Annotated in this window: 18 protein-coding genes; 8 read left to right on the forward strand and 10 right to left on the reverse strand. The window is 70.8% G+C overall.

The annotated features are described in order from the left end of the window. Positions 1-21: 21 nt before the first annotated feature. Genes ACFYY6_RS15530 through ACFYY6_RS15560 form a run of 7 tightly spaced genes read right to left on the reverse strand, consistent with a single transcriptional unit; the run spans position 22 to position 6,855 of the window. Positions 22-141: a DUF6893 family small protein gene (locus ACFYY6_RS15530; RefSeq protein WP_384412561.1), complete on the reverse strand. Its 120-nt coding sequence runs from the start codon at positions 139-141 to the stop codon at positions 22-24. Further along, on the reverse strand, positions 138-1,610 hold the full coding sequence (locus tag ACFYY6_RS15535) for a hypothetical protein (protein WP_386607458.1): 1,473 nt from the start codon (positions 1,608-1,610) through the stop codon (positions 138-140). Before ACFYY6_RS15535 ends, ACFYY6_RS15530 begins: the two co-directional genes overlap by 4 nt. Next, positions 1,607-2,293 (reverse strand): DUF6084 family protein, encoded by a 687-nt coding sequence (locus tag ACFYY6_RS15540; protein WP_351520905.1) that lies wholly within the window; start codon positions 2,291-2,293, stop codon positions 1,607-1,609. Before ACFYY6_RS15540 ends, ACFYY6_RS15535 begins: the two co-directional genes overlap by 4 nt. Continuing rightward, complete coding sequence (locus tag ACFYY6_RS15545) at positions 2,290-2,988, reverse strand: DUF5947 family protein (protein ID WP_351633291.1); 699 nt, start codon at positions 2,986-2,988, stop codon at positions 2,290-2,292. The genes ACFYY6_RS15540 and ACFYY6_RS15545 overlap by 4 nt, the downstream gene beginning before the upstream one ends. Further along, on the reverse strand, positions 2,985-3,965 hold the full coding sequence (locus tag ACFYY6_RS15550; RefSeq protein ID WP_389193506.1) for a NifU family protein: 981 nt from the start codon (positions 3,963-3,965) through the stop codon (positions 2,985-2,987). Before ACFYY6_RS15550 ends, ACFYY6_RS15545 begins: the two co-directional genes overlap by 4 nt. Position 3,966: 1 nt before the next feature. Next, the gene (locus tag ACFYY6_RS15555) at positions 3,967-5,739 is read right to left on the reverse strand and encodes a nickel-dependent hydrogenase large subunit (RefSeq protein WP_389193509.1); all 1,773 of its coding nucleotides are present in this window, start codon (positions 5,737-5,739) and stop codon (positions 3,967-3,969) included. Between the two features lie 60 nt (positions 5,740-5,799). Then, positions 5,800-6,855, reverse strand: a complete 1,056-nt coding sequence (locus ACFYY6_RS15560; RefSeq protein ID WP_351520898.1) for a hydrogenase expression protein HypE — start codon at positions 6,853-6,855, stop codon at positions 5,800-5,802. 241 nt (positions 6,856-7,096) lie between these two features. On the opposite strand from ACFYY6_RS15560, the gene ACFYY6_RS15565 reads away from it, so the two are divergent. The 5 genes from ACFYY6_RS15565 (at position 7,097) to ACFYY6_RS15585 (ending at position 15,930) form a co-directional block, all read left to right on the forward strand. Next, a complete protein-coding gene (locus tag ACFYY6_RS15565) occupies positions 7,097-7,417 on the forward strand; it encodes a hydrogenase maturation nickel metallochaperone HypA (protein ID WP_351520897.1) in 321 nt (106 codons plus the stop codon). A gap of 4 nt (positions 7,418-7,421) precedes the next feature. Further along, the gene (gene hypB, locus ACFYY6_RS15570; RefSeq protein ID WP_351520895.1) at positions 7,422-8,450 is read left to right on the forward strand and encodes a hydrogenase nickel incorporation protein HypB; all 1,029 of its coding nucleotides are present in this window, start codon (positions 7,422-7,424) and stop codon (positions 8,448-8,450) included. 678 nt (positions 8,451-9,128) lie between these two features. Further along, positions 9,129-10,358, forward strand: coding sequence for a damage-control phosphatase ARMT1 family protein (locus tag ACFYY6_RS15575; RefSeq protein WP_389193512.1), 1,230 nt, complete (start codon positions 9,129-9,131; stop codon positions 10,356-10,358). Between the two features lie 815 nt (positions 10,359-11,173). Further along, on the forward strand, positions 11,174-12,991 hold the full coding sequence (locus tag ACFYY6_RS15580; RefSeq protein WP_389193515.1) for a multicopper oxidase family protein: 1,818 nt from the start codon (positions 11,174-11,176) through the stop codon (positions 12,989-12,991). Positions 12,992-13,530: 539 nt separating this feature from the next. Beyond that, positions 13,531-15,930 carry a SpoIIE family protein phosphatase gene (locus ACFYY6_RS15585; RefSeq protein ID WP_389193518.1) on the forward strand — a complete coding sequence of 800 codons (2,400 nt, stop codon included), beginning with the start codon at positions 13,531-13,533 and terminating at the stop codon, positions 15,928-15,930. 179 nt (positions 15,931-16,109) lie between these two features. Here the strand turns inward: ACFYY6_RS15585 and ACFYY6_RS15590 are convergent, their stop codons facing one another. Then, positions 16,110-16,892 (reverse strand): peptidoglycan DD-metalloendopeptidase family protein, encoded by a 783-nt coding sequence (locus tag ACFYY6_RS15590; protein ID WP_351631640.1) that lies wholly within the window; start codon positions 16,890-16,892, stop codon positions 16,110-16,112. Positions 16,893-17,701: 809 nt separating this feature from the next. On the opposite strand from ACFYY6_RS15590, the gene ACFYY6_RS15595 reads away from it, so the two are divergent. Both ACFYY6_RS15595 and ACFYY6_RS15600 read left to right on the forward strand, forming a co-directional pair. Further along, positions 17,702-20,350 carry an SdrD B-like domain-containing protein gene (locus ACFYY6_RS15595; protein ID WP_351631643.1) on the forward strand — a complete coding sequence of 883 codons (2,649 nt, stop codon included), beginning with the start codon at positions 17,702-17,704 and terminating at the stop codon, positions 20,348-20,350. A gap of 294 nt (positions 20,351-20,644) precedes the next feature. After that, positions 20,645-21,472, forward strand: a complete 828-nt coding sequence (locus ACFYY6_RS15600) for a hypothetical protein (RefSeq protein WP_389193521.1) — start codon at positions 20,645-20,647, stop codon at positions 21,470-21,472. Positions 21,473-21,581: 109 nt separating this feature from the next. Here the strand turns inward: ACFYY6_RS15600 and ACFYY6_RS15605 are convergent, their stop codons facing one another. Next, positions 21,582-22,949 (reverse strand): right-handed parallel beta-helix repeat-containing protein, encoded by a 1,368-nt coding sequence (locus ACFYY6_RS15605; RefSeq protein WP_389193524.1) that lies wholly within the window; start codon positions 22,947-22,949, stop codon positions 21,582-21,584. A 30-nt stretch (positions 22,950-22,979) separates the two neighbouring features. On the opposite strand from ACFYY6_RS15605, the gene ACFYY6_RS15610 reads away from it, so the two are divergent. Further along, entirely contained in the window at positions 22,980-24,191 is a 1,212-nt protein-coding gene (locus tag ACFYY6_RS15610; RefSeq protein ID WP_388649100.1) for a Dyp-type peroxidase, read from the forward strand. Between the two features lie 215 nt (positions 24,192-24,406). Here ACFYY6_RS15610 and ACFYY6_RS15615 read toward each other — a convergent pair whose 3' ends face one another. Continuing rightward, positions 24,407-26,017, reverse strand: a complete 1,611-nt coding sequence (locus ACFYY6_RS15615) for an amidase (RefSeq protein ID WP_389193527.1) — start codon at positions 26,015-26,017, stop codon at positions 24,407-24,409. Positions 26,018-26,153 lie beyond the last annotated feature (136 nt).

A 26,153-nucleotide genomic window follows, 5' to 3' on the forward strand; every position in this document is an offset into this window, starting at 1 on the left:
CCTCCCCGGCGCGTGACGCACTCACATGGAGCGCATTCTGAGATATCTGCGGATGTCGGGGATCGACCGCACGCCGACGACGACGGCGACCACGGCGAGCGTGGCGACCACCCCCGTGGTGACCAGTCCGAGCGATTTCACGATGGGTTCTCCTTTGGGGACTCCGATGGACCGGGGACGCCCCGTCCGGGACCGCCGACGGGCAGCGGCTCCAGTTCGTCGGGGGCGAAGTAGAAGGAGCGGCCGTACCATTCGTGCAGGTCGGCCGCCGGGTCGTCGACGAGGACGAGGGCCACGTGCGTGCGTTCGTCGACATCGCGCAGCACGGCCGTGACCCGTGCCACCCGACCGGCGAAGAAGAGGTCCTGGGCATCGGCGCGGCGGGCCGGTCGCACCCGCACGAGGCTGTCCCTGGCGACGCGCACCCCGTCGATCACGACGGCCTCGGACCCCGGCGGCGCGTCGGCGGCGGCCGTCGGATCCCACCACGGCGCGCCGCCGCCCGCAGGACCGTCCGGCGCGGTCTCCGTTCTCCTCCCGAACCGGTCCGCGACGGGCACCTCCCGGCACGCCGCCGGGGCGTCGGATGGCCGGATCAGGCCGTGCAGCTGCCGGAGGTCCTCCGGCGCCATCGCGTCGCAGCGGTCCACGATCTCGCGGGCCCGGGGATCGGTGGCCCGGGCCTCGGCCTTCTCCTCGTCCGTCATCGTCATGATCCGGAGCGTCAGGAGCTCGTCGATCTCGGTCGAGTCGAACAGGGCGCCCGGGCTCTGCTCGGCGATCTCCGGATGGTCGTAGAGAATGATCGGTGCGCCGAGCACCGTGTCCGCGGAACCCTTCGGCCCCGCCAGGACCGGCCAGCACCGCCGCTGCTCGCACCGCGACGCCGCGGCGGCTGCCGCGTCCGGCGGCTCGCGCAGGGAGACGAACTCCGCGCCGCGCGGGGCCCGCAGCAGCAGGTGCGTGCCGAGCAGCGAGGCACGGACGGCGGACTCCTTGTCGGCGGCCGTCATGGCGTGCTCGTTGTCCACCGACACCGACAGCCGCAGGAATCCGTCGTCCTCGGCCGTACGGGTGCGGACCCTGGCCAGCAGCGGCTCGCGGCGGCGAACGACCTGACCTACCGTCACTCCCCGTGCGTCCGTGATCGGTTCGCACTCCTCGCCGCCGGGCACGGAGCAGAGGCGATCGGTCGAGCCGGTCAACGGGACCGGCCCCGGGTCCACCTCCCGCTCCACCGCCTCGTCCCAGCTGAGGAACGCCACGCCGTCCACGGTGAGTTCATCGACGTCGGTGTGACCGCCGTCCGCCTCCCTCCTGCGCACCTGACGCACCTGGTGCTGGAGGAAGCGCAGCCGGACCGCCACGTCGCCCGCGGGCGACGGGCCGGGCGGGACGGACAGCAGACACTCCATCGCCATGCCCGGATCCTCGGCGAAGCTCGTGGGTGCCGCCGAGGGCGGCCCGAGCACACCGAACTGCCAGCGGGACCGGTTTTTGTGGGAGCCGGCGCGGTACGGGTACAGCAAATAGCCCTCGTACAGCACCGCGTCGGCGATCCGGCGCACCGGATCGTGATCCGCCGGAGCCGTGGGATTCGTCCGGGTCACTGGACCACCTCGTCGAGGTCATCGGCGGCGGTGCCGCCCGCTTGCGACAACAACATGCGGACCGTCTCGTCCCAGCTGATCAGCCCGCGCCGCTCCCGGAAACGGGCGAAGTCGGCGAGGACGTCGTGATCCAGCCTGATCCAGCCCGAATGCGGGAAGTGGGACGCGATCACCTGACGCCACACGTCGACCGGAAGGTGATAGCGCGCCTCGCAGTCCCAGGGAACCTGCCGTACGCCGAATCCGGCGCGGCCTCCTCCCGAGGTGAAGACGGTGCCCGAGAAGAGCAGACTGAGCGGCACCGCCCCGTCCCCGAGCGCATGCAGATAGCGCGAGCCCACGACATCGAAGTCGTAGCTGCACGGCAGCGCGAGGTCGGTCTCGGTGGAGCCGGTGAACCCCTGCACCGTCGTGTCGCACCGCATCCACAGGAACGGGCGCAGCGTGCCCGACCACCGCTCCCGCCCGCCGAACAGGCCCCGGAGCTCGTCCTGTTCGGCCCGGTCGTAGGGACGGCGCTGCGGCTCGATGCGGACCTGGCAGCGCAGCACGATCGCGTGGATCCGCTCGCCCGTGCCGTCCTCGATCCTCAACCGTGCGGTCAGCTGCGGCACCGCCGTGTACGGCTCGGCGACGATGTCGCGTACCGAGAACTCCAGTCCGCAGGACGCCGGCCCGTTCACGAGGGACCACCCCTGCCCGCGGGCCCGGAGGCCGTCCGCTCCGTGCTTACCGGTCTGCTGCGGGCGTCGACCCGTTCGAAGAACGCGTCGAGCGCGGCGTGCGCCTCCCGGCCGCCGTCGAATCCCCGCCACAACGTGCGCAGCCGGCCGGCCAGTTCGTAGCAGGCGTCGATCGGCACCAGGTGGCACGAGGACACGCCCTCACGACCACCCCCGTCGTTCCGGCGGACGAGGAGCGCCTCGACATCGGGACGCACCGTCGACAACGCGGGGTCGGCCTCCACCAGCGCCGCCCAGGCGTCCAGCGGCAGTTCGGACTCCGTCGCCCCGGCCGGGCCGGGGTAGAAGGCGACGGTGCGGTCCCGCGTGGAGTCGCGGAACAGGAAGGCCAGGCCCACCGGGATCCGCGACGCGTCCCACGCCCGCGCGTCCGGCGAGAACCCCTCGAAGCGCAGATACCGGTCGGGGACCGCGCGATAGCGCTGCCGTGCCCCCTCGTCCGTGAACAGCAGATGGCAGGACCGGCAGCAGCACATCAGGGCGCGGCTCTCCAGGTCGACCACGTGCCGGTGCTCCTCGGCGGCCGGAGCCGCGCACATCTCGCAGCGCTCGCCGGTGACCGGCTCGGGACGGTCACGGCCGATCCGCAGCAGCACCGCGGCCGGGGACCCGGAACGGCCCGCGGGCGCGCTCACGGGGCGGCCACGGGTGCGGACGGCACGGCGACCGAGGCGGAGGCCCCGTCCACCAGCAGGGGCAGCGGGTCCAGATGCGCCCCGGCGGCGTCCGCGTCGAGGCAGGCGCCCGCCCGCCGGACGTCGTAGTGGGCGCGGCAGGCGGCACAGCGCAGGACTCCGTCGCCCGGACCACCGCCCAGGCGCCGGGCCAGCGTCGCACCCTCCATGGGCCGCTCGCACCGGGCACACCGGTCGTGGAACGCGAACAGTTCGGTGCCGATCCGGCAGGCGATCAGGGGGAATCCGCCGACGCTGAGCCGTTCGGCCTCGCCGGAGCCCAGCGCGACCAGGGCCGGGACCGGTTCCCAGACCGCGCCGGCGTCCTCGCCGCCGCCGTCCGGCGGACCTGCCTCGCGCAGCCGGGAGTACAGCGAGTCCACCGCCACCAACGGCCCAGGAGCAGCGGTGGTCCCCGCGCTCCCGGTCGCGGGCTCGACCTCGATCGTGGTGATCTCCGGTGCCGCCGCCTCGACCGCGCCGCGCACGGCCAGCGCGAGCGTGGCGGAGGACGACGGGCAGCCGTCGCAGGTGCCCAGCAACCGCAGCCGTACGGCTCCGTCGTCCGTGACCCCGAGCAGCTCCACATCGCCGCCGTGCGAGCCGAGATACGGACGCACGCTCTCCAGCGCGCTCTCGACCCGGTCCTCCACGCCGTACGGGTGCAGCCCGTGCACCAGGAGCATGCCGGCCACCAGGTCGTCGGCGGCGAGGGCGGCCAGGAGCGGGTCGTCCAACCGGCCGTGCGCGTGGACCAGGTCGAGGAGCCGTTCGAGTCCGGCGCCGTAGAAGTCGGTCACGAGCCGGACCAGTTCCTCGCCGCGCTCACGGGCCGCGGTCCCTCCCGCCGCACACGCGGTGAGCAGGCTCTCGATGCGCTCGCCGGTCGTCCGCCAGGGCTCGGAGGCCGGGGGCGGGGACGTCTGCGGTTCCGCCACGTCACTCACTGCCCGCGGACTGGGTGGGGGAGTGCAGCAGTTCCAGCCTCTTGCCCTTGCCGAGGTACATGTGCACGCCGCACGGCAGACAGGGGTCGAAACTGCGCACCGTGCGCATGATGTCGATGCCCTTGAAGTTCTCCCGGTCGTTCTCCTCGAAGATCGGCTGGCCCTGCACCGCGTCCTCGTAGGGCCCGGGCGTCCCGAACGTGTCGCGCGGACTCGCGTTCCACGGGGTCGGCGGGTACGGGTGGTAGTTGGCGATCTTGCCGTCCCTGATCACCATGTGGTGCGACAGCACTCCGCGCACGGCCTCGGTGAAGCCGCAGCCGATGCCCTCCTCCGGCACCTCGAACTTCTCCCACGTCCGGGTCCGGCCGGCCCGGATCTCCGTGAGCGCCTTCTCGGCGAAGTGCAGCGCACAGGCGGCGGCGTACGCCTGGAAGTAGGTGCGCGCCCGGTTGCGTTCGAGGGTGTTGCTCCATCGCGGGATGTGCCACTCCAGCTCGACCGGGCCCTTGAGCGCGGTCTTCGGGAGGTTGATCTTCACGCTGCTGCCGGTGGCCCGGACGTATCCGATGTCGACGAGGCCCGCGAGGGCGGTGACCCAGAGCCGGGCCAGCGGACCGCCGCCGGTGTCGAGCGCGAGGTAGTCCTTGCCGTCGAACCAGCGCGGCGACATGACCCAGCTGTACTTGCCGTCCAGATCGCGCTTCTGGGGCTGCGGGTTGGTGTGCTGGTTCCAGGGGTGGCGCCGGTCGACCGGATTGCCGAGCGGGTCGTTCGTCACGAACATCTCCTGCTCCTCCCAGTCCCGGTAGTAGGAGGAGCCGAGCAGGATGCGGATGCCGAGGTTGATCTTCACCAGGTCGGTGGTGACGAGCTTCCCGTCGACGACGACACCGGGGGTCACGTACATCTTCCGGCCCCAGGAAGTCATGTCCCCGTACGAGAAGTTGCAGTGCTCCGGGTCCTGGAACGAGCCCCAACAGCCGAGCAGGACACGACGGTTTCCCACCTGCTCGTAGCCCGGCAGGGCCTCGTAGAAGAAGTCGAAGAGGTCGTCGTGCATGGGCACGACCTTCTTCATGAACTCCACGTACCGCTGGAGCCGGGTCATGTAGTCCGTCATCAGCTGCACGGTCGCGACCGTGCCCACCCCGCCCGGGTAGAGCGTGGACGGATGGACATGACGCCCTTCCATCAGGCAGAACATCTCGCGGGTCATCCGGCTGACCTGGAGGGCCTCGCGGTAGAACTCACCGGTGAAGGGGTTCAGCGAGCGCATGATGTCGCCGATGGTCCGGTAGCCGTGGTCCCCCGCGTGCGGGGAAGGCGTGCGGTTGGCCTGTTCGAGCACACCGGGATTGGTCTCGGCGACCATCTTCTCGCAGTAGTCGACCCCGACCAGGTTCTCCTGGAAGATGTTGTGGTCGAACATGTACTCGGCGGCCTCGCCGAGATTCACGATCCACTCGCCGAGGTGCGGCGGCTTCACCCCGTACGCCATGTTCTGCGTATAGCAGGAGCACGTGGCGTGGTTGTCGCCGCAGATTCCGCAGATCCGACTCGTGATGAAGTGGGCGTCGCGCGGGTCCTTGCCCTTCATGAAGACCGAATAGCCGCGGAAGATCGAGCTGGTGCTGCGGCACTCGGCTACGGTCTTCTGCTTGAAGTCGATCTTCGTGTAGATGCCCAGACTTCCGACGATCCGGGTGATGGGATCCCACGCCATCTCCACCAGTTCGTCCTTGCCCTGGCTGATCGCCGTCATGGGGCCGCCTCTTCTTCCGTGTCGGTGCGTTTCCGGCCGGGCCGGTTCATGAATACGCGGTCACCAGGTGCGCGTGGCCCCGGTCGTCAGTTTTTTGCCGCGCTTGCGCCACTTGGGCTCGCGGTCGAGCGTGTGCGTGGTGATGCCCCGGAGCCGTCGCATCGTCGAGCCGTACGGCTTCACTGAATTCGACGAGAGCCGAGCTCCCGGTGGCTCGTCCATGAACGGCATGAATTTGTCAGGGAATCCCGGCATGGTGCAGCCGATGCAGATTCCACCGACATTGGGGCAGCCGCCGATGCCGTTCATCCAGCCCCGCTTGGGCACATTGCATTTCACGGCGGGGCCCCAGCAGCCGAGTTTCACGATGCATTCGGGTGAGCCGTATTCCGTTGTGAAATCGCCCTGCTCGTAGTAGCCGGCCCGGTCGCATCCCTCGTGCACCGTGCTGCCGAACAGCCAGACCGGGCGCAGCGCCTCGTCGAGGGGAATCATCGGGGCCTGGTCGGTGGCCATGTAGAGCAGGTAGGTGAGTGTCTCCGAGAGGTTGTCCGGCTGGATGGGGCAACCCGGGACACACACGATCGGCACGCCGGCCCGGGACTTCCAGTCCCAGCCCAGGTAGTCCGGCACCCCCATCGCGCCGGTCGGATTGCCCGCCATGGCGTGGATGCCGCCGTACGTGGCACAGGTGCCGGCCGCCACGATCGCGGTGGCCTTGGGGGCCAGCCGGTCGAGCCATTCACTGGTGGTCACGGGTTGTCCGGTGGCCGGGTCGTTGCCGAAGCCGCACCAGTACCCCTCGTCGTGCAGCCGCTCGTTGGGGATCGACCCCTCGACGACCAGGACGAACGGGTCCAGTTCGCCGCGATCGGCCTTGAAGAACCACTCCATGAAGTCGTCGGCGCCCTTGTGCGGCCCGCTCTCGAAGTCGATGAGTGGCCAGTGCACGGCGATCTGCGGCAGCCCGGGCAGCGCGCCTAGCGCGATCTCCTCGATGCTGGGCTGCGTGGCGGCGGTCAGGGCGACGGAATCCCCGTCACAGCTCAGCCCCGCGTTGATCCACAGCACGTGGATGAGAGTGTTCTCCGCTTTTATCGCTGCTTCTGTCGGCATGGCCCGCTGCCTTCCGGTTTCGAACCGCTCGCTGTCGGACGTGAGGAATGTGGTCTCGGACGTGGGGATAGTGCTGCCACATGTGGTGAATGCGGCGTCACGCGAATTGTTACCATCTAGGAGCAGCCGCGATCTCCTGTCAACATAAGATTCTCCGGCGGGGAATCTCTTTCCTCTCGGTGGTCGCGTCCACGTGAGTGAATTCCGGAGAGTGAGGCGGAGCGAGGCGCTGATGCATGAATTGTCCATCACGCAGGGCATCGTCGAAGCGGTGTGCGAGCGCGCCGACGGAAGGCCGGTACGGGCCGTCAGGGTGAGGGTGGGGATACTGACCGCCGTGGTGCCCGAAGCGATGCGGTTCTGTTTCGACCTGACGACCGCGGGAACGGCCGCGGAGGACGCGCTCCTGGAGATCGATCACGTGCCCGGAAGGGCGCACTGCCGGGCGTGTGAGACCGACTTCCTCTTGAACGATCTTGTATTGCTGTGTCCGTGCGGCAGTTCCGACGTGGACGTCACGTCGGGCCGGGAGTTGCAGATCGTCTCTATGAGAGTGGGCTGACGGCATGTGCGGTACTTGCGGTTGTGCGGACGGTGGCGGCGAGAGCGGCGGAGGTACCCGGATCACCGGACTCACCCGACCGCACGCGCACCCGAACGGCGGCCACACTCAGGGCGGTCATGACGGACACGGTCATGACCACGAGACACGCGGCCATGACGGCCACGACGGGCACGGCCACGACGGCCACGACCACGGCGGGCACGGCCACGACGGCCACGACCACGGCGGGCACGGCCACGACGGCCACGACCACGGCGGGCACGGCCACGACGGGCACGGCCACGACCTCGCGCGGGGACCCGCGCCGCTCACCCCGTCGGCCGCCGCCGACGGGGCGACCGGGGGCGGCGGGACCGTCACGCCCGACGGGGAGACCGTCACGCTCGAACAGAGGGTGCTCGCCAAGAACGAGGACCTGGCCGCACGGAACCGTGTCTGGCTCGCCGAACGGGACATCGTGGCGGTGAACATGATGAGCTCACCCGGCGCGGGCAAGACCACCCTCCTCGAACGCACCGTCAGAGAGCTCACGGGCCGGGGTCGTTCGGTCGCGGTGATCGAGGGGGACCAGGAGACGACGCTCGACGCCGAGCGCATCGGGGCCGCGGGCGGTGACGTCGTACAGATCAATACCGGTGCGGGTTGTCACCTCGACGCGGAGATGACGCGGGACGCGCTCACGGCCCTCGCCCCGAGGCCCGGATCGCTGGTCCTCGTCGAGAACGTGGGAAACCTGGTCTGTCCCGCACTCTTCGACCTCGGGGAAGGCAGTCGGGCCGTGATCATCTCGGTCACGGAGGGGACGGACAAGCCGATCAAGTACCCCCATATGTTCGCGGTCGCGGACCTCGTGATCATCAACAAGATCGACCTGCTGCCGTACGTCGACTTCGACCCCGACCAGTGCGAGAAGTACGCCATGTCCGTCAACCCGGGCCTGCGGGTGCTCAGGGTCTCGGCGACCACGGGAGAGGGGATGCCGGACTGGTACGACTGGCTGGACGAGCGGCATCGTCAGGCAGTGCGCTGACCGGCCTCGGCCGGGCCCCGCTCTCGTGGTGGTCCGTTCTCATGAGCCTCGAAGCGAGGCGGACAGACGCTCCGTGATCTCCGGGACCCAGGCGGCGGACGACGCCGACGACCGGGTGTTCGCAGGCCCGCTCCGTGAGCAAGAGGTCCAGGGTCGAGCGGTTTCACCGCTCACCTTCACTTCCCCGCCGGCGCCGCCATGACGCGGGACAGTGTTCTTCCGTGTTGCTCGGTCATTCGTCGAGGTTCGACGCGGAACGGGAGCCGGGTTCGGAGGCAGAACTCCGGTACGGATCGGGGGCTTCCGCCGTGCGGTGCCCCGTTCACCTTCCGGCGGGCGGCGGAAGGTGAACGGGACGGCCGACGTCGCCGCCGCGGAGGGGCGGCTGTACGCGGTGCTCGGTGGGGCGGGGGCACGGGCGGCACCGGCGTCGCCGTGCGAACCCACCCTTGAGCTCGACCTTTCCCAAGGCGGCGCGAAGTCCCTTGCTGCGCAGGGTGGTCATGGCAAGACATCGGCAGGGCAACGGTCCCGTGAAGCGCGGGACACGCTCGGGCAACGGACGCGTGAGAGGAACTCGCCCCGTGTTGTCGGCGGTCGAGCCCATGTGGCACACCTGGAGGAGCCGACGGTCGGGGTCCCGACTCTTCGGCCGACGATTCGCGAAGGGCTGGACACATGGGAGACAGAGGCCCCCTCGCCGCAGGCGACGGGGACGGAGCGGGGCCCGGCCCGGCCGTCGCGGCAGAACCGCCGGTCATCAAGAGCGACGAGCCCGGCTCGTTCGCCCGGGGTGTCCTTGCCGGGCGCCACCCTGCCATCATCCGGCAGGTACGAGCGGCCTTCCCGTACGGACGCCGGCAGCACGAGGCCCTCGATGCCCTGCTGGACGAGATCACCGGTGGCGTCGTGGAGCCGCTCGGCCCCGAGGTCCACGACCGCGAGCAGTGGGCGGAGTGGGGGCGAGGGCACTTCGGGCGCTCCTGGTACGACGTCCCCTTCCTGTGGGCGGAGAGCTACTTCTACCGCAGGCTCCTCGGCGCGGTCGGGTACTTCGGCACCGGGCCGTGGCAGGGAGTCGACCCCTTCGCGCCGTTCAAACGGGCCGAACTGCGGGGCGAGGCGGTGGAGGAGGAACTGCGGGCCCTGGACGCGCTCGCGGACGCGTCGACCGACGAGAGGGCCACGGCCCTGCTCCGCGCCTCGCTCTGGGGCAACCGTGCGGATCTCGGCTTCCGCGTCTCGGCGGGGGAGCCGACGGCCGGTGCGGCCGCCGCGTCCGCGCTGGTCGCCGACGACAGCGCGTCGCTGTGGCAGCTCCTGCCTGCCGGAGGGTCTTCGACCACCGCCGTGGTGGCGGACAACGCGGGGCGCGAGCTGATCCCGGACCTGATCCTCGTCGACCACCTCCTCGAACACCGGCATGCCGAGCGGGTCGTGCTTCACGTCAAGCCCCACCCGTACTACGTATCCGACGCGATGACGGCGGACGTGGTCGACTGCCTCCGACGGCTCACCGAGGCGCCGGGCGAAGCCGGCCGGATCGGCGGCCGACTGTGGAGGGCCACGGCGACGGGACGTCTGGAGGTTCGCACCCACCCGTTCTTCTGTGCCCCTTTGCCGTACGAGGAGATGCCCGAAGACCTCCGCAAGCAGTTCGCGGACGTCACGCTCACCATCCTCAAGGGCGACCTCAACTACCGCCGCCTGGTGGGCGATCGACTGTGGGGCACAACCATGCCCTTCGCCGTCCGTACCGCGCACTTTCCGGGGGCCGTCGCGGCCTTGCGCACGCTGAAGTCCGACGTGATCGTCGGTCTGGATCAGGCGACCTCGGACACCCTCGAGCGCTCCGGTGCCGCGTGGCGTACGAGCGGCACGCACGCGCTGGTTCAGGTGCGCGGGTAACCGCTGTTCTCGTGACACCGGGGTGGCCGGTGTGCTGTCGGACGAATCCACCCTGGCCGGGGGCGTGCAACGCAAACCCCGCGGCCTCGGGAGCCGAATCCCCGTGACAGCACAGCCGGATCGCCTGCCCGAGCAGAGTGAGGAGAGCCCGTGCGGGGGGCGCACCCCGCAGAGTCGAGCCCCCGCCGACGACGCTGCACGGCCCGGAGCGTTGGTCACCCCATCGGGCCAGTCGTGCCGGTCTGCTCGCGCCGACACCCGACCGGCGGGACCGGCCCCGCGCGGCAACTGCCCGTACCGCGCAGAGGGGCGCCGACGGTGTCGGGCCCTGCCATCGAACTGCCACCCGCCGTGCGACGCCTGCCACATCCCCAGGCTCTCGGCTTCGCCCGACCAGGGGAGACCTCTGGCTCGCGGTGTTTTCGGAGGCGTCCTCGTACGGGACGTACGAGGACGCCTCCGCCTTGCGATCGCCCCGCCGGACGCCGCGCGGTCCGGCCTCCGGCCGACCGCCGGCACTTCGACGACAGGGCCTGGGAGTCCTTCGCCCGGAGTACTCCGGCAACGCGCGCCCGGGTCGTCTGAGGCAGCCTGATGAAGCCCGGCACGTGCCGTCGGTTTCGGGGAGCCGCGGGGCCGGGCCGGGAGGACGACGGTGAAGAGGCCGGTCCGAGGCATACCGGAGGGTACGGATGGTCACGAGACGCAGGGTTGTCCAGGCGGCGGTCGGAGGAATGGCCGCGCTCCTTCCGGCCGGTACCGCTCGTCCGAGGTTGTGGACGGCGTCCCGAGGGGACGTCCTCGATCCTCGGGAGGTGGGCAAGTACGTCGAGCCTCTCGTCGTCCCGCCCGTCATGCCGCCGATGCGTGGCGCCCTCGGTGCTCCGGTCGAGAACTACGTCATCGGCGTGCGGCAGTTCCGGCAGCAGGTGCTGCCACCCGGTCTGCCCGCGACAACAGTGTGGGGATACGGCTCCACCGGGCATCCGGGCACCTTCCACTACCCCGCTTTCACCATCGAGGCCCGGTCGGGAACGCCCGTGCGCGTGAGGTGGCGGAACCAGTTGCGGAGTCATGACGGCCGGTACCTGCCGCATCTGCTGCCCGTCGACCCCACACTGCACTGGGCGAACCCTCCGGGTGGATCCCGGGGCCGGGACGCGAGTCCGGTGTTTCGCTCGACGCCCGGACCGTACACCGGCCCCGTGCCGATCGTGACGCATCTGCACGGCGGGCTGAACACCGAGGAGAACGATGGCTACACCGAGGCCTGGTACCTTCCCGACGCGCTCGACGTTCCTGCGGGGTACGCCGAGGTCGGCTCCTTCTACGAGGAGTTCAAGGGAAAGTTCGAAGAGCGGTTCGGCGAGGTCTGGAATCGTGGCGAGGCCGTGTTCCAGTACGCCAATGAGGAGCGGGCCTCGACGTTCTGGTTCCACGATCACGCCCTGGGCGTCACACGCCTGAACGTCTACGCCGGGCTGGCCGGGTTCTACCTCCTGCGAGGAGGTCCCGCCGACCTTCCCGAAGGGGTGCTGCCCGGTCCCGCGCCCCGGCCCGGGGATCCGCCCGGGCGGAAGTACTACGAGATACCCGTCGTCGTCCAGGACCGCTCGTTCCATGTCGACGGCAGCCTCCACTACCCGGCCGGGCGCCGCGATTTCGACGGGTTCGGCGGACCCTACATCCCGGGCAGCGACATTCCCCCGATCTGGAATCCGGAGCTCTTCGGCAACACGATGGTGACCAACGGCAGAACCTGGCCGTTTCTCCGCGTCGAGCCCCGTCGGTACCGCTTCCGGCTCCTCAACGGGTGCAACTCGCGGTACCTGATCCTGAAGATCACCACCCACCCGCTCGCCCACAGGCCCGCGCGTGTCGCACTTCCGTTCTGGCAGATCGGCAGCGAAGGCGGCTTCCTCCCGGCGCCGGTCCAGCTCGACCAACTGCTCATCGCTCCCGCCGAACGCGCCGACGTCGTCGTCGACTTCACGTCCCTCACGGCCGGGACGGAGCTGTACCTCATCAACGAGGGGCCCGACGCGGCGTTCCAGGGCGGGAAGGCGGGGACCGATTTCTCCCCCGCGGACCCGGCCACCACCGGGCAGATCATGAAGTTTGTGACGGGGACACTCACGGCGCCGGACAGGACCGTGCCTCCCGGTCGGCTGTCGCTTCCGCCGTTCGAGCCGCTGGGGGAGGCGAGCCGTGTCCGGCGGCTCTCCCTCAGCGAGCAGAACTCCGCCTCGCTGCCGCACATCGGTCCCCGGCGGATGCTGCTCGGCACCCTGGACCGAAAGGGCGCCGCCGTGCCGATGCACTGGGGCGACCCCGTCACGGAGAACCCGGCACTGGGGGCGACCGAGGTATGGGAGATCCACAACTTCACGAAGGACGCCCACCCGATCCATGTCCACGAGGTGCAGTTCCAGGTCCTCGGCCGACAGACGGCCGGCCGCCCCGCGCAACCCGCCGAAGCGTGGGAGAGAGGCTTCAAGGACACGGTGATCGCCTACCCGGGCGGCGTCACGAGGCTGAAAGCGACGTTCGACCGGCCGGGCCGGTACGTCTGGCACTGCCACATGCTCGAACACGAGGACAACGAGATGATGCGCCCTTACACGATCGGATGACGGCGATGGCTCCGCTGTTCTCCGGTGCCTTCGCGTGTTCCGCCAGGACCGGCACGCCCCGGTCCTGGATCAGGTCGGGCGAAATGCAGGCGATGGCCGGGCGAGGCGGATCACTCGCGCGGCTCAAGGGCCGGCCGAGAGCCGGCCCCGGTCTCGGACACCTTCGCACGGCCGAAGGGCGGGCGGCCCGGCTCGTGGACGGCCCGAGCGCGGCCCACCGCGAGCGCGGAACATACCCCAGCCGCATATGACGTGGATCGCCGCCATCATCGGCCCGGTCCGCCCGCCCCTCACCGAGGGCGGCCACGGTCCGCCGGTGGTCCGCACCGAGGGCCGTGGGGTAGTTACGCCGCCCGACCTGCTCGGCGCATTCATGGACTGCTTTCAACCCCGGCGACGTTGTCGCTGGTCATCGCCGAGTCAGCCACGGCCTGGAGTCGCAACGAACGTTTCACGCTCCCGCTGACGGAGCAGCATGCGTCGGAATTGTCCACAATGTACTTACCTTTAAGTAACTCCGCAGAGGCGAGGACAGCGGGATGGGCGCATCCACCGATGACGCTTGGGGTCGGTCGTTCTCGTTCGACGACATCGCGACGGCCGTGCTCGACGACCGGGGCGTCGTGCTGCGCTGGTCGCGGGCGGCCGCAGACCTGCTGGAGCGCACGGCCGAGGAGGTCCGCGGCTCCTCGGTGTGCGACCTGCTCGCCGACCCCTCCGGCGGACGGTGCCAGGGCCGCCCCGGAGGCACCGGGATCCCGTCTACGGGCCGGGTGCCGCTCCGCAGCCGCTCCGGTCACCGGTTCGAGGTCGCCTTTCGGACGGTGCCGATGGAGGGCTCGTCGGAGTGCCTCGTCCTGGCCCTCCCCGCCAGGCATCTGGACATGTGGAATCAGGACACCGCCCTTGTGCGGGCACTGTTCGCCCAGAACCGGATCGAGGTCGGCATCCACGGTCCGGATCTGAGCACGGAGCGCAGCAACGCCGCCTCCAGGGCGTCCGGCGGGTCGTCCGGGCTCCTCGGGGGCCGACTGTGGGAGGTGCTCTCCCCGCAGAACGCGGACGAGGTCGAGTCGGCGCTGCGCCGAGTCCTGGACACCGGTGTGCCGTTGATCGGGTGGGAGCAGCGGGTGCGGGCCCCACGGGTGCCCGACAGACAGTGGTTCCTGTCCGCCTTCCGGCTGGAGGACGCGCAGGGGTGCCCGACAGGTGTCGCCACGATGCTCACGCCCACCACCGCCCGGCAGCGGGACCACCAACACCTGGACCTGCTCCATGAAGCGTCCGAGCGGATCGGCACGTCCCTGGACGTCCTCCGCACCTCCCAGGATCTGGCCGAGGTCCTCGTCCCGGCCTTCGGCGACATGGCCTGGGTGGAACTCGCGGACGCCATGTTCCAGGGCGACGAGCCGCCCAAGCTGGCCGGCGCCGGACTGTGGTACCTGCGCCGCGCCGCGATCGTTTCGGCCACCGGCCCCGTGCCGAGCAGCCTCCTGCAACCGGGGAAGCCGGTTCCCCCGCTGCCCGACCCGCCTGTTCTGCGGAAGCTGCGGTGCGGCGAGACCGTCCTGGCCTCCGTACAGGAGGCGAGGGAGCAATTGGGACCGGAACTGGCCCCGCTGTTCGTCCCCGAGCACGGCCACTCGGTCCTCTACGCCCCTCTGTTCGCGCGCGGTCTGCTGCTCGGCGCCGTGGTGGTCTGGCGAACCGACCACCCCGATCCCTTCGTCGAGGAGGACCGGAAGCTGCTGACGGAGATCGCCTCCCGTGCCGCGCTGAGTGTGGACAACGCCCGCCGGTACACCCGGGAGCACCGCGCGGCCGTGGCACTGCAACAGCGCCTGCTTCCCCGTGCCACCAGGGACATCCCCGCGGTCGAGGCGGCGGGCAGCTATGTGCCGGCGGGGGGCGGGGCCGGCATCGGCGGCGACTGGTTCGATGTGATCCCGCTGCCGTCGCTGCGTGTGGCGCTCGTGGTGGGAGACGTCATCGGTCACGGTCTGCACGCCACGGCGACCATGGGGCGGTTGCGTACGGCGGTGCAGACCCTCGCGGATCTCGAGCTGGAGCCCGATGAGCTGCTCACACACGTGGACGACCTGGTCCAGCAGCTCGCCGAGGAGGCAGGTCCCGCCCAGCGGGACGCCGTGGGCGCGACCTGCCTGTACGCGATGTACGACCCGGTCACCCGCCAGTGCGCGGTGGCCAGCGCCGGACATCCACCACCCGTACTCCTCCGCCCCGACGGCACGACCCGGGCGATCAAGATCGCCCCGGGCCCGCCACTCGGGGTGGGGGGCATGCCGTTCGAGGTCACGAACCTCAGGCTGGAGCCCGGCAGCGTCCTCGCCCTGTACACCGACGGGCTCGTGACCCTCGGCGGACAGGACATCGAGGACGGGGTGTCGCAGTTGGCGGACGGTCTCGCGGCGCTGTGCGACGGCGGCGGATCACCGTCCCTGGACGGGGTCGGCCGGTCCTTGCTCTCCCGGGCCGCCGAGGCCCCGTCCCGCGACGACGTGGCCCTGCTGCTCGCTCGTACCAGGGCGCTGCCGGAGGACTCGACAGCCGTCTGGCAGTTCCCCGCCGATCCCGCCATCGTGACCGAGGCCCGGGAAGCCGTCACCGGGCAACTGGCTTCCTGGGGCCTGGACCACCTGGCCTTCACCACCGAACTCGTCGTCAGCGAACTGGTCACCAACGCCATTCGCTACGCGGGCGGCCCGGTCGCCCTCCGGCTCATCCGCGACAGCGTGCTGATCTGCGAGGTTTCCGACCCCAGCAACACCCAGCCACGGCTGTGCCGGGCCCGCTGGACCGACGAGGGCGGCCGCGGCCTGTACCTCGTGGCCCAGCTGACCACCCGCTGGGGCAGCCGCTACGGTCAGCGCGGCAAGACCATCTGGACCGAGCAGTCCCTCGTCCCGGCCGCGGAATAGCGGGCGCGACGTGTACGCGGCCGTGAGTCGCGCCGGGGAGAAGCCCCGCGAGCGGTCGGGGCGCCGACGGGAGAAGGCCGCCGACCCGGCACGCCTCGCAAGGGCGGCGGGCTCCGGCGGCGATCACGTATCCGTTCCACCACGACAACTCGGTGACCGACACGGGGGTCGGCGGATCGTCAGCCGTTGCGGCTCACCGGCGCGGAACCGGTGGGATAGTTGGTGCCGGTCTCCACGGAGTTGGGGATCTCGCGGCTGCGCTGGCTGTCGCAGTACACGACGTTCCAGTGCAGATGCGGGCCCGACACGTTCCCCGTGGCGCCGGAGGTGCCGATCTGCTGGCCCTGGGCCACCCGGTTACCCCTGTCGATGATCGTCGAGCTCAGGTGGGCGTACTGGGTGCACCGGTTGTTGCCGTGGTCGATCAGTGCCATGATGCCGCCGGCGCCGTTCCAGCCCTCGAAGTAGACGGTGCCCGCGGCCGAGGCCACGATGGGGGTGCCGGTGGGGGTGGCGAAGTCGACGGCGTGCCGGTTGTAGTCGTCGTTGTGCGAGTAGCCCGAACCCGGGGTCTGGGTCACGGTGTACGCCCGGCCGGCCGAGTAGGGCAGCTTGAACGGCGCGCCGCCGGAACAGGGAGGCACCACCGGGTTGTTGGAGCCGGTCTCCAGGAAGCCGTCGCTGACCCAGCCGCCGCTCGACACCTTGTTCCAGATGTTGGTGGCACCGCCGATGCCCTGCACGCTGTCGCCCCGGCCGTAGCAAGTGATCGTCACCTTGCTGCCGTTGGCGAGGCTGCCGACCACCTGGGCACCGAGGCGCGGCTCGGACCGTACGTTGAGCGGCAGACCACTGGGGACGGACACCCTCACCACGGTGTCGGCCTGTGCCGATCCGACCGGGACCATGACCGCCAGTCCGGCGAGGGAGAGGGCCAGCACGGCCCGGACACTGCGACGCATCGTTGACTCCGAAAGCGGGGAGGGCAAGAGGACAGGCCAGATCTTGTCATGTCTGCGGCGATTGCAATACCTGTCGGTACGACTTCGAGGGCGACGGTTGCGAAGCGGCAACTCCCTTTCATATGGCCCTGGTTGACTCCGCCTCCACCGCGAGAGGGCGAGCCCCTCGCGCGGGGCGCGAGGGTCCGTGCGAAGTCGCGCGAATGCCGTACGGCCCTCATTTCCCCGAAGGCCTCCTGATTCGGCGTCACCACTCCACAGAACACGGTCTCGCACACTTGGGCCGTGTCGTCGGTGTTCGAGGTCCGGTACGCAGATCACCGAGTACGGCGGGCCGGTAGGCGCAGGGTGCTGGTCCTCGCACCGCCCGTAGGCGTGACACAAGGTCCGCTGTGGCGAGGGCCCGCCGCAGCCCTGCCGATGACGAACTCGCTTATGGGCAGGGCGTCGTGGCCTTTACCGAGCCCGCGACGATGCTCGCCCGATGACGACAGTCCCAGCAGCGACCGTGCGGAACTATCGGTATACCGTACCGAACTACCGGTATGCCGAGTTCGTCATTCCGGCACGATCTTGCCCAAAGCCCTTCTAAGATCGCTCGCGAGGCGGTTCTCCGCATCTCTATGTACTCCCTCACGAGCAGGGCATCAGGCCCTTCCGAACGCTGAGAGCAGGGGATGAGATCTAAGAATGAACAAGTGAAGGGAGCCGCGCCCGAGCCGCGTCGGCGGCGGCCGGGCATGCTCGGCCGCCGCACCGTTGGCTGTCTGGCCGTGCTCGCCTTGGGAATCGGTAGTGGCTCGTTAGCCGTGGCGCCTGCGGCGTACTCGCAGGCGGGCGACGGATCGGTGACGGTCCGGGTGATCCGGGCCGTGGACACCAGCGGCGTATGGAAGCCCGCGCTGGAACCGGGCATCGCGGGCGTCAAGGTGACCCTCACCGACGACGACGGGGTGGGCACCGAGGGGGTCACGGCGGCCGACGGCACCGTGACACTCACTCCGGCGGCGGGCGAGGCCACCAGCGGCAAGTACCGGGTTCAGGTGGTGAATCCGAAACCGGGTGTGCTGTTCCCGGCCTTCGCCTCGCGCCAGGGTCTGGACGGTGCGCCCAACCAGTTGAGCAGCAACGAGGAGTTCGTCGACCTCTCCGGTGGGAAGGACGTGGCGTACACCACCGGGCTGTGGAGTCCGGGTGACTACTGCCAGAAGAACGCACCGCTGATGACGACCTGTCAGCCCACCACGCGCGAGGGCGGGAACCAGCGCACGCTGGTCTCCTTCCCGTACGACGCGCGCGGCCAGGACGGCGTCGACGTCAACGTCACGAACATCGCCACCAACGCCGAGACCGGCACGCTGTTCGGCATCGCGTGGAACAAGGCCGACAAGCGGGTGTTCTCCTCGGCGGTGGCCAAGCGCACCACGGACTACGGTCCGGGCGGCGCCGGGGGCATCTACGTGACCGACCCCGCGCGGAAGAAGACCTCCCTGTTCACCGTCGTCCCGGACGCGGGGACGACGGCCCACGGCCCGGGTACCGACGACGCGTTCCTCGCCGTGCCCGGCAAGGAGAGTCTGGGCGGCATCAAGATCACGGATGACGGCAAGGACCTGTTCGTCGTCAACCTCAACAACCGCAAGCTCTACCGCTACGACGCCACCGTGCCCACCGCCGCGGCGCCGAAGGCCGTCCACGCGATCCCGGACCCGGGCTGCCCGGCGGCCGGGGACTGGCGCCCCTTCGGCCTGGGCATGCAGGACGGCACCGGCTACCTGGGCGGGGTCTGCTCGGGCGAGTCCACCGGGAAGGTCTCGGACCTGCGCGCGGTGGTTCTGCCCTTCGACCTCGCCACCGGCGCCTTCCAGAAGGCCGTGCTGAACCAGCCGCTGGACTACCCGCGCCAGTCCACGGTCGGCGGTGGCCCATGCGACGGCGCGGGCTGGTTCCCGTGGACGAACACCTACCCGGTCTCGCAGAACGGCCGTCCGTGCGGCGCCTCTACCATCGCCAACCCCGAACCGGAGTTGGGCGAGATCGCCTTCGAGACCGACGGAACGATGCTGCTGGCCTTCCGCGACCGCTTCGGCGACCGCGCACCGGCCGGCCCCACGCCCGGCTCCGCCGCCGTCGTCATGTCGGGCGGTGACCTGAACAAGGCCTGCCCGGCGAACGACATGTATGTGATGGACACCAACAACGGCTGCGGGCTGTCCCCTCGGGGCACCCGGTTCTTCGACACCAGCTGGGGTGGTCACCGCAACACGGCGTTCGCCGGCATGGCGCTCTCCAAGGCCGAGAACACCATCGCGACCTCCGCTTTCGACCCCAACCACACCGCCCTCGGGTACGGCACATCGTTCCTCCAGCGTGACGGCAAGCAGGACCCGAAGTTCGGCCTGCGGCTCAACCCGCCGGGGACCGTGGCCCCGTTCGGCAAGGGCGCCTCGATGGGCGACCTGGAGGTGCTCTGCGACCAGGCCCCGCTCCAGATCGGCAACCGGGTCTGGTACGACCCCGAGCGCAAGGGCATCCAGAACCCGGGCCAGCGCCCGGTCGTGGGCGCGACCGTCAACCTGTACGACGAGTCGGGCAAGCTCGTGGGGACGACCAGGACGACGGCGCGCGGCGAGTACTACTTCGACGACTCCAATGTCACCGGCGGCCTCCACCCGAGGACCAAGTACACCATCCGCCTCGACAATCCGGCCGACTACGCCAAGGACGGGCCGCTGCACCAGTGGGTGCCCACGGACGCGGATGTGGGCGACAACCACTTCATCGACTCCAAGGGCATCGTCCCGCGCGACGCGAAGTTCCCGGAGCGGGCGCTGACCACGGGCGGGCCGGGGGAGAACGACCACACCTACGACTTCGGCTTCCGACAACAGGAGGGAGTGCTGCGCCTGGTCAAGCACGACCAGGACGGCAAGCCGCTGGCCCGGGCGAAGTTCCAGCTGTGGAAGGAGACGAACGGCTCCGACGACTTGCAGACCACCGGGGCGGAACCGGACACGCGGGTCGGCAAGCCCTGCACGACCGGGACCGACGGAGTCTGTCAGGGCACCGGCGCACCGGGCACGTACTACTGGCAGGAAGTCAGCCCGCCCGCAGGGTACGCCGCACCCGACGTGGCGGTGTTCGGGCCGCTGGTGCTGACCACCGACAATCTCGACGCCGGGGTCTCGGTGACAGCGGTCAACCACCGGCTGCCCGGCACCACCCCGACGCCGACACCGACGACACCGGTACCGGGCAAACCGGGTTCACCGGGGGCGCCGGGGGCGCCGGGCGCACCGGGTGAACCGGGTCCACCGGGCCACGCACCCAACTCGGGTCTGGCAGCCACCGGCATGAGCCAAATGGTTCCGCTGGCCCTGGCCGGCTGTGCCGCGCTCACCGTCCTCGGTGCGGCGCTGGTCGTCCTGGTGCGCAGGCGAAGGGCGCAGTACAGCTAGTGCCGCATCAGGCAACGTTCGCCCCGGCGCGACGCCCGGCACGCCCTCTCGCCGCACCGGCCGAAAACCCGAGTACGTCCAGTACGAGGGCTTCCGACCGGCACACCGAGAGCACGCACCGGACGACGCGCGGCGCGGCCTCCGGCCGAACGACGGCAGTTGGAAGACAGGGCCTGGACCCCGAGAGGGGCAGCCGGTACCGGTGACCCTCCGGGCCGGATCGGGCGGGTTCGCGGACCAGCGGTTCGCGAGCCCGCCCTCCTGTGTGACCGACCGACGAGAGAAAGCGACTGCATGGCTCGGAAGAGGAAGACCAGCGGCCGTACGCCGCGTCGGACCCGCTGGTTCAGAACACTGATCGCGCTCGCGGTGTGCGGCGCCGCGGCGGGCGGCCTGGCCGCCTACCGGAGCCTCTCCGACGGCACCACCGAGCGGCCGGTGACGATGGAGGAGGCGTCCAGGCTGGCGCTGTCGCGGCTGAACCTGTACCAGGCCAGTCCCGTGGCGGTGACCCTCACCGCCACCGAGGGCGGCGGAGTGGTGGTGCGGGTCAAGGGGGTCGTGGACTACCGGACCCACAGGGCCGTGGGGAGTTATCAGGTCACCGGTTCCACCGGGACCTCCGGATCCGCCGGGCCCGCGGCCGGGCGGCTCGACCACGGCCTGATCGTCTGGGACAGCGGCGGCCTCGGCCTGGCCCCCGCGCGGGAGGGCGACAAAAGCCCGCCCTGGCAGCAGGCCGAGCACATCCCGCGCTCGGGCTGGTCCACGCGCTCCTACACGACCGATCCCCTGGACGCCGGGCTCCGGTTGCTGGTCGCGCTCGGCGCGGACCGTCCCGACAACCCGCTGCTGCTCGCGCAGTCCGGAGCTCGCTGGCTGGAGCGCGAGCGCATCGACGGCCGCAGCTACGACCGGTTCGCCGGGCCACGCGCCCAGGGCGCCACGCCCGGAGCGGGGCCGGACGGCGAACGGTCTCCGCTGACGTACTGGGTCGACGCCGACGGCGGCCTGCGGCGGGTGACGATGCGGATCTCGGGCCTGGGAACGCCGACCACCGTGGAGTTCTCCGGACGCGACGGCCGCGCGAAGCTCCCCGAGACGCCGTGGAACACCGGCTGACATCTCCGTGCCCACGAGCTTCGGCTTCCGCGGCTGCCGGCGGCCCTCCTCGACCCACCCTCCGGGGCGGCATGGCGAAGCGGGCACCGAGTCCGCCGGGACACCGTTCTCAGTTCGAGTGCGGCACGGTGTCCACATTCTTCGGCAGCGGGTACGCGGCCGCGTCGACCGCCCCCGGCAGGCCGGTGGCCGGGCTGCCCGGGGCTGTCGGGTCCGGCATGGACGGCTGGGCGGGCGGGGCCGGCACCTGGCTGAACGGGATGCCGGGCGGCGCCTGCACCGGCGCCGTGCGGCCGGTGGGCAGCCCGCCCCGGCCGCGGCTGCCGCAGCCCGCGCGACGCTCCAGGCGGTCCGGGCTCTGAGTGGCCGGCCGGTTGCCCGCGAAACAGTTGCCGGGATCGACCGAGGCCAGCACGAGGTCGACGCCGTTGCCGGTGGCGCGGTTGTCCTCGACACGATTGCCGCTAGCCGGATGCCCCGGCGGGTCGGTGACGACCACTCCGGCCGCCCGATTGCCCTGAACCAGGTTGCGTTGTACGCGGTTCCCGGTGCCACCGCCGATGCCGATGCCGATGCCGAAGCCCCCGTCCGCCTGCTGGGGCGTGTCGGCGGCGTTGTTGTCGGCGACCACATTGCCCGCGATCACCGCGCCGCGCTGCGGGGCGAGGGCCTCCAGGTCATTGGAGTTGACCGTGACGCCGACCCGGTTGCGGGCGACGAGATTGCCCAGCACCGACAGGTCGTCCGAGGCATTGGTCATTTCGATGCCGACCGCGTTGCGCTCCACCGTGTTGCCGCGGACGACGGTGTTGCAGGGCTTGCACTGGCCGACGTAGATACCCGAGTCGGCGTGTCCGGAGGCGTAGGAGTCCTCGATCACGCCGTCGCGCGCGTCAAAGGCGTAGATGCCGTACAGGCCGTTGTTGTACGCCGTCACCCGGGTCGCGCGGAAGCCCCGGACGGCGGGGAAGCGGGAGGTGTCCAGCGGGTCGTAGGCGGAGCCGCCGGCGCCGCGCCGTTGCAACCGCTCGTCGGTGACGCCGGTGAACAGCACGCCGTTGGCGAGGTAGCCGTGCACGGTGAGGTTCTCGACCACCGAGCCGGCGCCGGTCACGGTGATGCCGTTGGCCAGACGCACACCGCCGTCGAAGACCACCTTGTTGCGGTCCGTTCCGCGCAGCACCACGCGGGGCTTGGTGACGCGCACGCTCTCCCGGTACACACCCGGGCCGACCAGTACCGTCTCGCCCTCACGAGCGACGTCCACCGCCTGCTGCACCGAGGGGAAGTCCTGCGGAACGCGCAGCACGCTCCCCGCCGGATGCCGCGCATCGGCGGACGTCGACCCCGTATCGGAGCATCCGGTGGCCGCCATCGCGACCGAGGCGACCAGCACCGACAGACGCAGTGCCGCCCGGGACACCGCCGACGGGACAGCCCAACGCATCAACAGGCCTTCTGCAGACAGGATTTGCATGGCAGTTGTTTTATCGTCTCCAATAGGCGTATGCCCACCGAACAGGGAAATGCGCAGGATTCATCCCGGCCCGCGGCAACCCGTTTCGGGCGGCGCCGGGCACTGCTCGCCGGCGGAGCGGTGCTCGCCGCCGGGATCGGTGCGGCGGCCGACGAACTGGCGAGGGGGGACCGGACAGCCGACCGTGCCACCCCCGGCGCCCCGCCGACCGAGAGCGCGATTCCCTTCCACGGCGCCCGACAGGCGGGCGTCATGGCGCCCCAGCAACCGGCGACACACCTGCTCTCCTTCGACCTCCCGCGGACCTCCGCCGCGACCGACCGGAAGACCCTGCGAGGCGTCCTCGGCGCGCTGACCCGCACGCTCGCCGCCGCAGCCTCCGACACCCCGCCGGACCCGCGACTCCAGGACGGCGGCGCGTCCCGGCTCACCTCCCTGGTCGGCATCGGCCCCGCCCTCGCCGCCCGGCTCGGCCTCAACGTCCCTTCCTCGTTCGGCGAGTTGCCGGCCTTCCCCGGCGACCGTCTCGACCCGCACCGCAGCGACGGCGATCTCCTGGTCCAACTGTGCGCGGCGGACCGCTGGACCCTCACCGTCGTCGCCGAGCTCGCCGACCGGGCCGCGCACACGGCCGGCGCCGTACCACGCTGGACCCAGTCCGGCTTCATGCCCCACACGGCCCCGGGCATCACCCCGCGCAACCTGTTCGGCTCCAAGGACGGCACCGCCAACCCCGATCACGCGGCGGCCGAGCAGTGGGTCTGGGGCCCGTCCGGAGCCCACCGCGACGGCACCGTTCTGGTCTACCGCAGGATCCGCATGGATGTGACCGGCTTCGCGGCCCTCCCCGAGAACCAGCAGGACCAGGTGATCGGCCGCCGCGCCCGCGACGGCGTCCCGCTCAGCGGTACCGCAGAGCACGACGAGCCGGACATCTTCGCCAAGAACCCCGACGGTTCCTACGTCATCCCCGCCACCGCCCATGTGCGTCTCGCCAGCCCCCGCTTCGACGGCGGCGCCCGTATGCTCCGCCGCAGCTACAGCTACGACGACGGCCCGACCGACCGCGGCCTGCTCTTCTGCGCCTTCATGCGCGACCCCGCCCAGTTCACCCGCGTCCAGAACCGTCTGGCCGCCCGCGACGCCCTCAACCCCTTCCTCCAGCACCGGGCCTCGGCCGTGGCCTACGTCCTGCCCGGCGCCGCACCCGCCGGGATTCTCGGCGAACAGCTCTGGACATGAGGTCCGTCTCGCTTCCTCCGTCCCACCGAAACGCGCGCATCCCGGTCCCACTGGTGGGAGTGTTCACCGGAACTGCGAACGGCTCATCCGGCTGCTCGCCACAGAACGCACGCTCCGGCAACCGCCGCGCTCGGCAGCGGTCACCGGAGTCCCGAAAGAGCGAGCGGTACGGTGGCGGCATCGGCCGACAGCCGGCGGAGCCGTCACCGACCGCCTCACCGGGTGGTGTCGGACGTCACCGAGGGCAGGTACCGCGGTGCCCGCCAGGCGTCCAGCCGCTGCTCCACCGCCGCCCCCAGTGACAGCAGACCGGCGTCCTGGTGGTCGCCGGCCATCAGGAGCAGGCCGACCGGCAACTCGCCGACGAACCCGGCGGGGACGGACAGCGAGGGGTACCCGGCGACGGCGGCCGGGGTGGAGGACGGGATCACGTCGTTGTCGCCCCGCGCGCAGTCGGTCGTCCAGGCGGGCGGGTTCGCCGGGGAGGCGATGGCGTCCAGGTCGTGGGCGGCCATGGTCTCGTCGATGGACCGCCGGGACAGGTCCTTCAGCTCGGCGCGCATCGCCCGGTGGCGCGGATCCGTGGTCGGCGGCGCGACCAGGGCCTGCTCGAACAACTCCTGGCCGGCGAAGCAGGTCCGTTCGGCCGGGTGCGTGCGGTTGAACTCGATCAGCTCGGCAAGGTCGTGAGGTCCGTTGCGGGTGGCCAGGTAGGTGCCGATGTCCCGGCGGAACTCGCTCAGCAGGGCCGGGAACTCGAGTTCGGCGAGCCTGTCCTGGTACGGGGGCGTCACCTCGACGACCTGGGCCCCGGCGGCACGCAGTCGTGCCGCGGTCCGGGTCATCAGGGCGTCCACCTCGGCGCCGAGCGAGGGGAGCCGCCACAGGCCGATCCGCTTGCCGCGCAGGCCGTCGGGGCGCGTGGCCGCGTCCGTGGGGCCGAAGGCACCGTCGGCGCCCGCGGCGTCGTGACCGCTGAGCACCGAGAGGGTGATCGCGGTGTCGATGACGTTGCGTGCCATGGGGCCGGCCGTGTCCTGCTCGGCGGAGATCGGGACGACGCCGGACCGGCTGACCAGTCCGAGGCTGGGCTTGTGGCCGACGACCCCGTTCATCCCGGCCGGGCACACGATGGAGCCGTCGGTCTCGGTGCCGATCGCCACCTGCGCCAATGACGCGGCGAGTGCGGCGGCCGAACCGGAGGACGAGCCGCACGGATTCCGGTCCAGGACGTACGGGTTGTTCGTTTGCCCGCCCACCGCCGACCAGCCCGACGTCGGCTTCGCCGCGCGGAAGTTGGCCCATTCGGAGAGGTTGGCCTTGCCGAGGATCACCGCGCCTGCCGCGCGCAGCCTTCCGACCAGGTCCGCGTCCGTGGCCGGCGGACTTCCGGCCAGTGCCAGGGACCCGGCCGTCGTCGGCATGTCGCGGGTGTTCACATTGTCCTTCAGCAGGACGGGGATGCCGTCGAGCGGGCCGCGGACCTTCCCGAGGCGATGCCTGACATCGCTGGCGGCAGCCTGGCGCAGGGCCGTCGGGCTGGTGCGCAGCACCGCGTTGATCTTCGGGTCGACGGCCTTGATCCGCCGCAGGTACGACAGGGTCAGCTCCGAGGAGGTCAGGGACCCGCGCTTCATGCGCGCCTGTAATTCGGGGATCGTCACCGTCTCCAGGTCCACTCCGCGCAGGAGCGTCGACTCGGTGGGGGACGAGGGGCCGTCGGCACCGGAGTCCGCGGCCACCGCACGCTGCCCCGGCACGCCCGCCACCAGAAGGGGCGCCACGGTCAGGGCCGCGGTCAGTGCCGCGATGCTTCTCTTCTTCATGCGGGACAGCCCACTCCAGGAGGATCGCCGGGCACAAGAGACTTCTGCGCCTCCCTGCACCGTCGACCGTCGTGGCGCGCGCGGCGAAGGGCACCGGTCGTGAGGACGGCCGGCGCGGGGTGCGTGGGACGGAGCT

The sequence above is a fragment of the Streptomyces sp. NPDC001750 genome (assembly GCF_042892615.1).
Lineage (GTDB): Bacteria > Actinomycetota > Actinomycetes > Streptomycetales > Streptomycetaceae > Streptomyces.

Bases quoted from the DNA above. Each gene is read 5' to 3' on its own strand.
- hypB (WP_351520895.1), top strand. From the start codon at position 7,422: ATGTGCGGTACTTGCGGTTGTGCGGACGGTGGCGGCGAGAGCGGCGGA.
- ACFYY6_RS15600 (WP_389193521.1), top strand. From the start codon at position 20,645: ATGGCTCGGAAGAGGAAGACCAGCGGCCGTACGCCGCGTCGGACCCGC.
- ACFYY6_RS15575 (WP_389193512.1), top strand. From the start codon at position 9,129: ATGGGAGACAGAGGCCCCCTCGCCGCAGGCGACGGGGACGGAGCGGGG.
- ACFYY6_RS15605 (WP_389193524.1), bottom strand. From the start codon at position 22,949: ATGCAAATCCTGTCTGCAGAAGGCCTGTTGATGCGTTGGGCTGTCCCG.
- ACFYY6_RS15610 (WP_388649100.1), top strand. From the start codon at position 22,980: ATGCCCACCGAACAGGGAAATGCGCAGGATTCATCCCGGCCCGCGGCA.
- ACFYY6_RS15560 (WP_351520898.1), bottom strand. From the start codon at position 6,855: ATGCCGACAGAAGCAGCGATAAAAGCGGAGAACACTCTCATCCACGTG.
- ACFYY6_RS15615 (WP_389193527.1), bottom strand. From the start codon at position 26,017: ATGAAGAAGAGAAGCATCGCGGCACTGACCGCGGCCCTGACCGTGGCG.
- ACFYY6_RS15585 (WP_389193518.1), top strand. From the start codon at position 13,531: ATGGGCGCATCCACCGATGACGCTTGGGGTCGGTCGTTCTCGTTCGAC.
- ACFYY6_RS15555 (WP_389193509.1), bottom strand. From the start codon at position 5,739: ATGACGGCGATCAGCCAGGGCAAGGACGAACTGGTGGAGATGGCGTGG.
- ACFYY6_RS15590 (WP_351631640.1), bottom strand. From the start codon at position 16,892: ATGCGTCGCAGTGTCCGGGCCGTGCTGGCCCTCTCCCTCGCCGGACTG.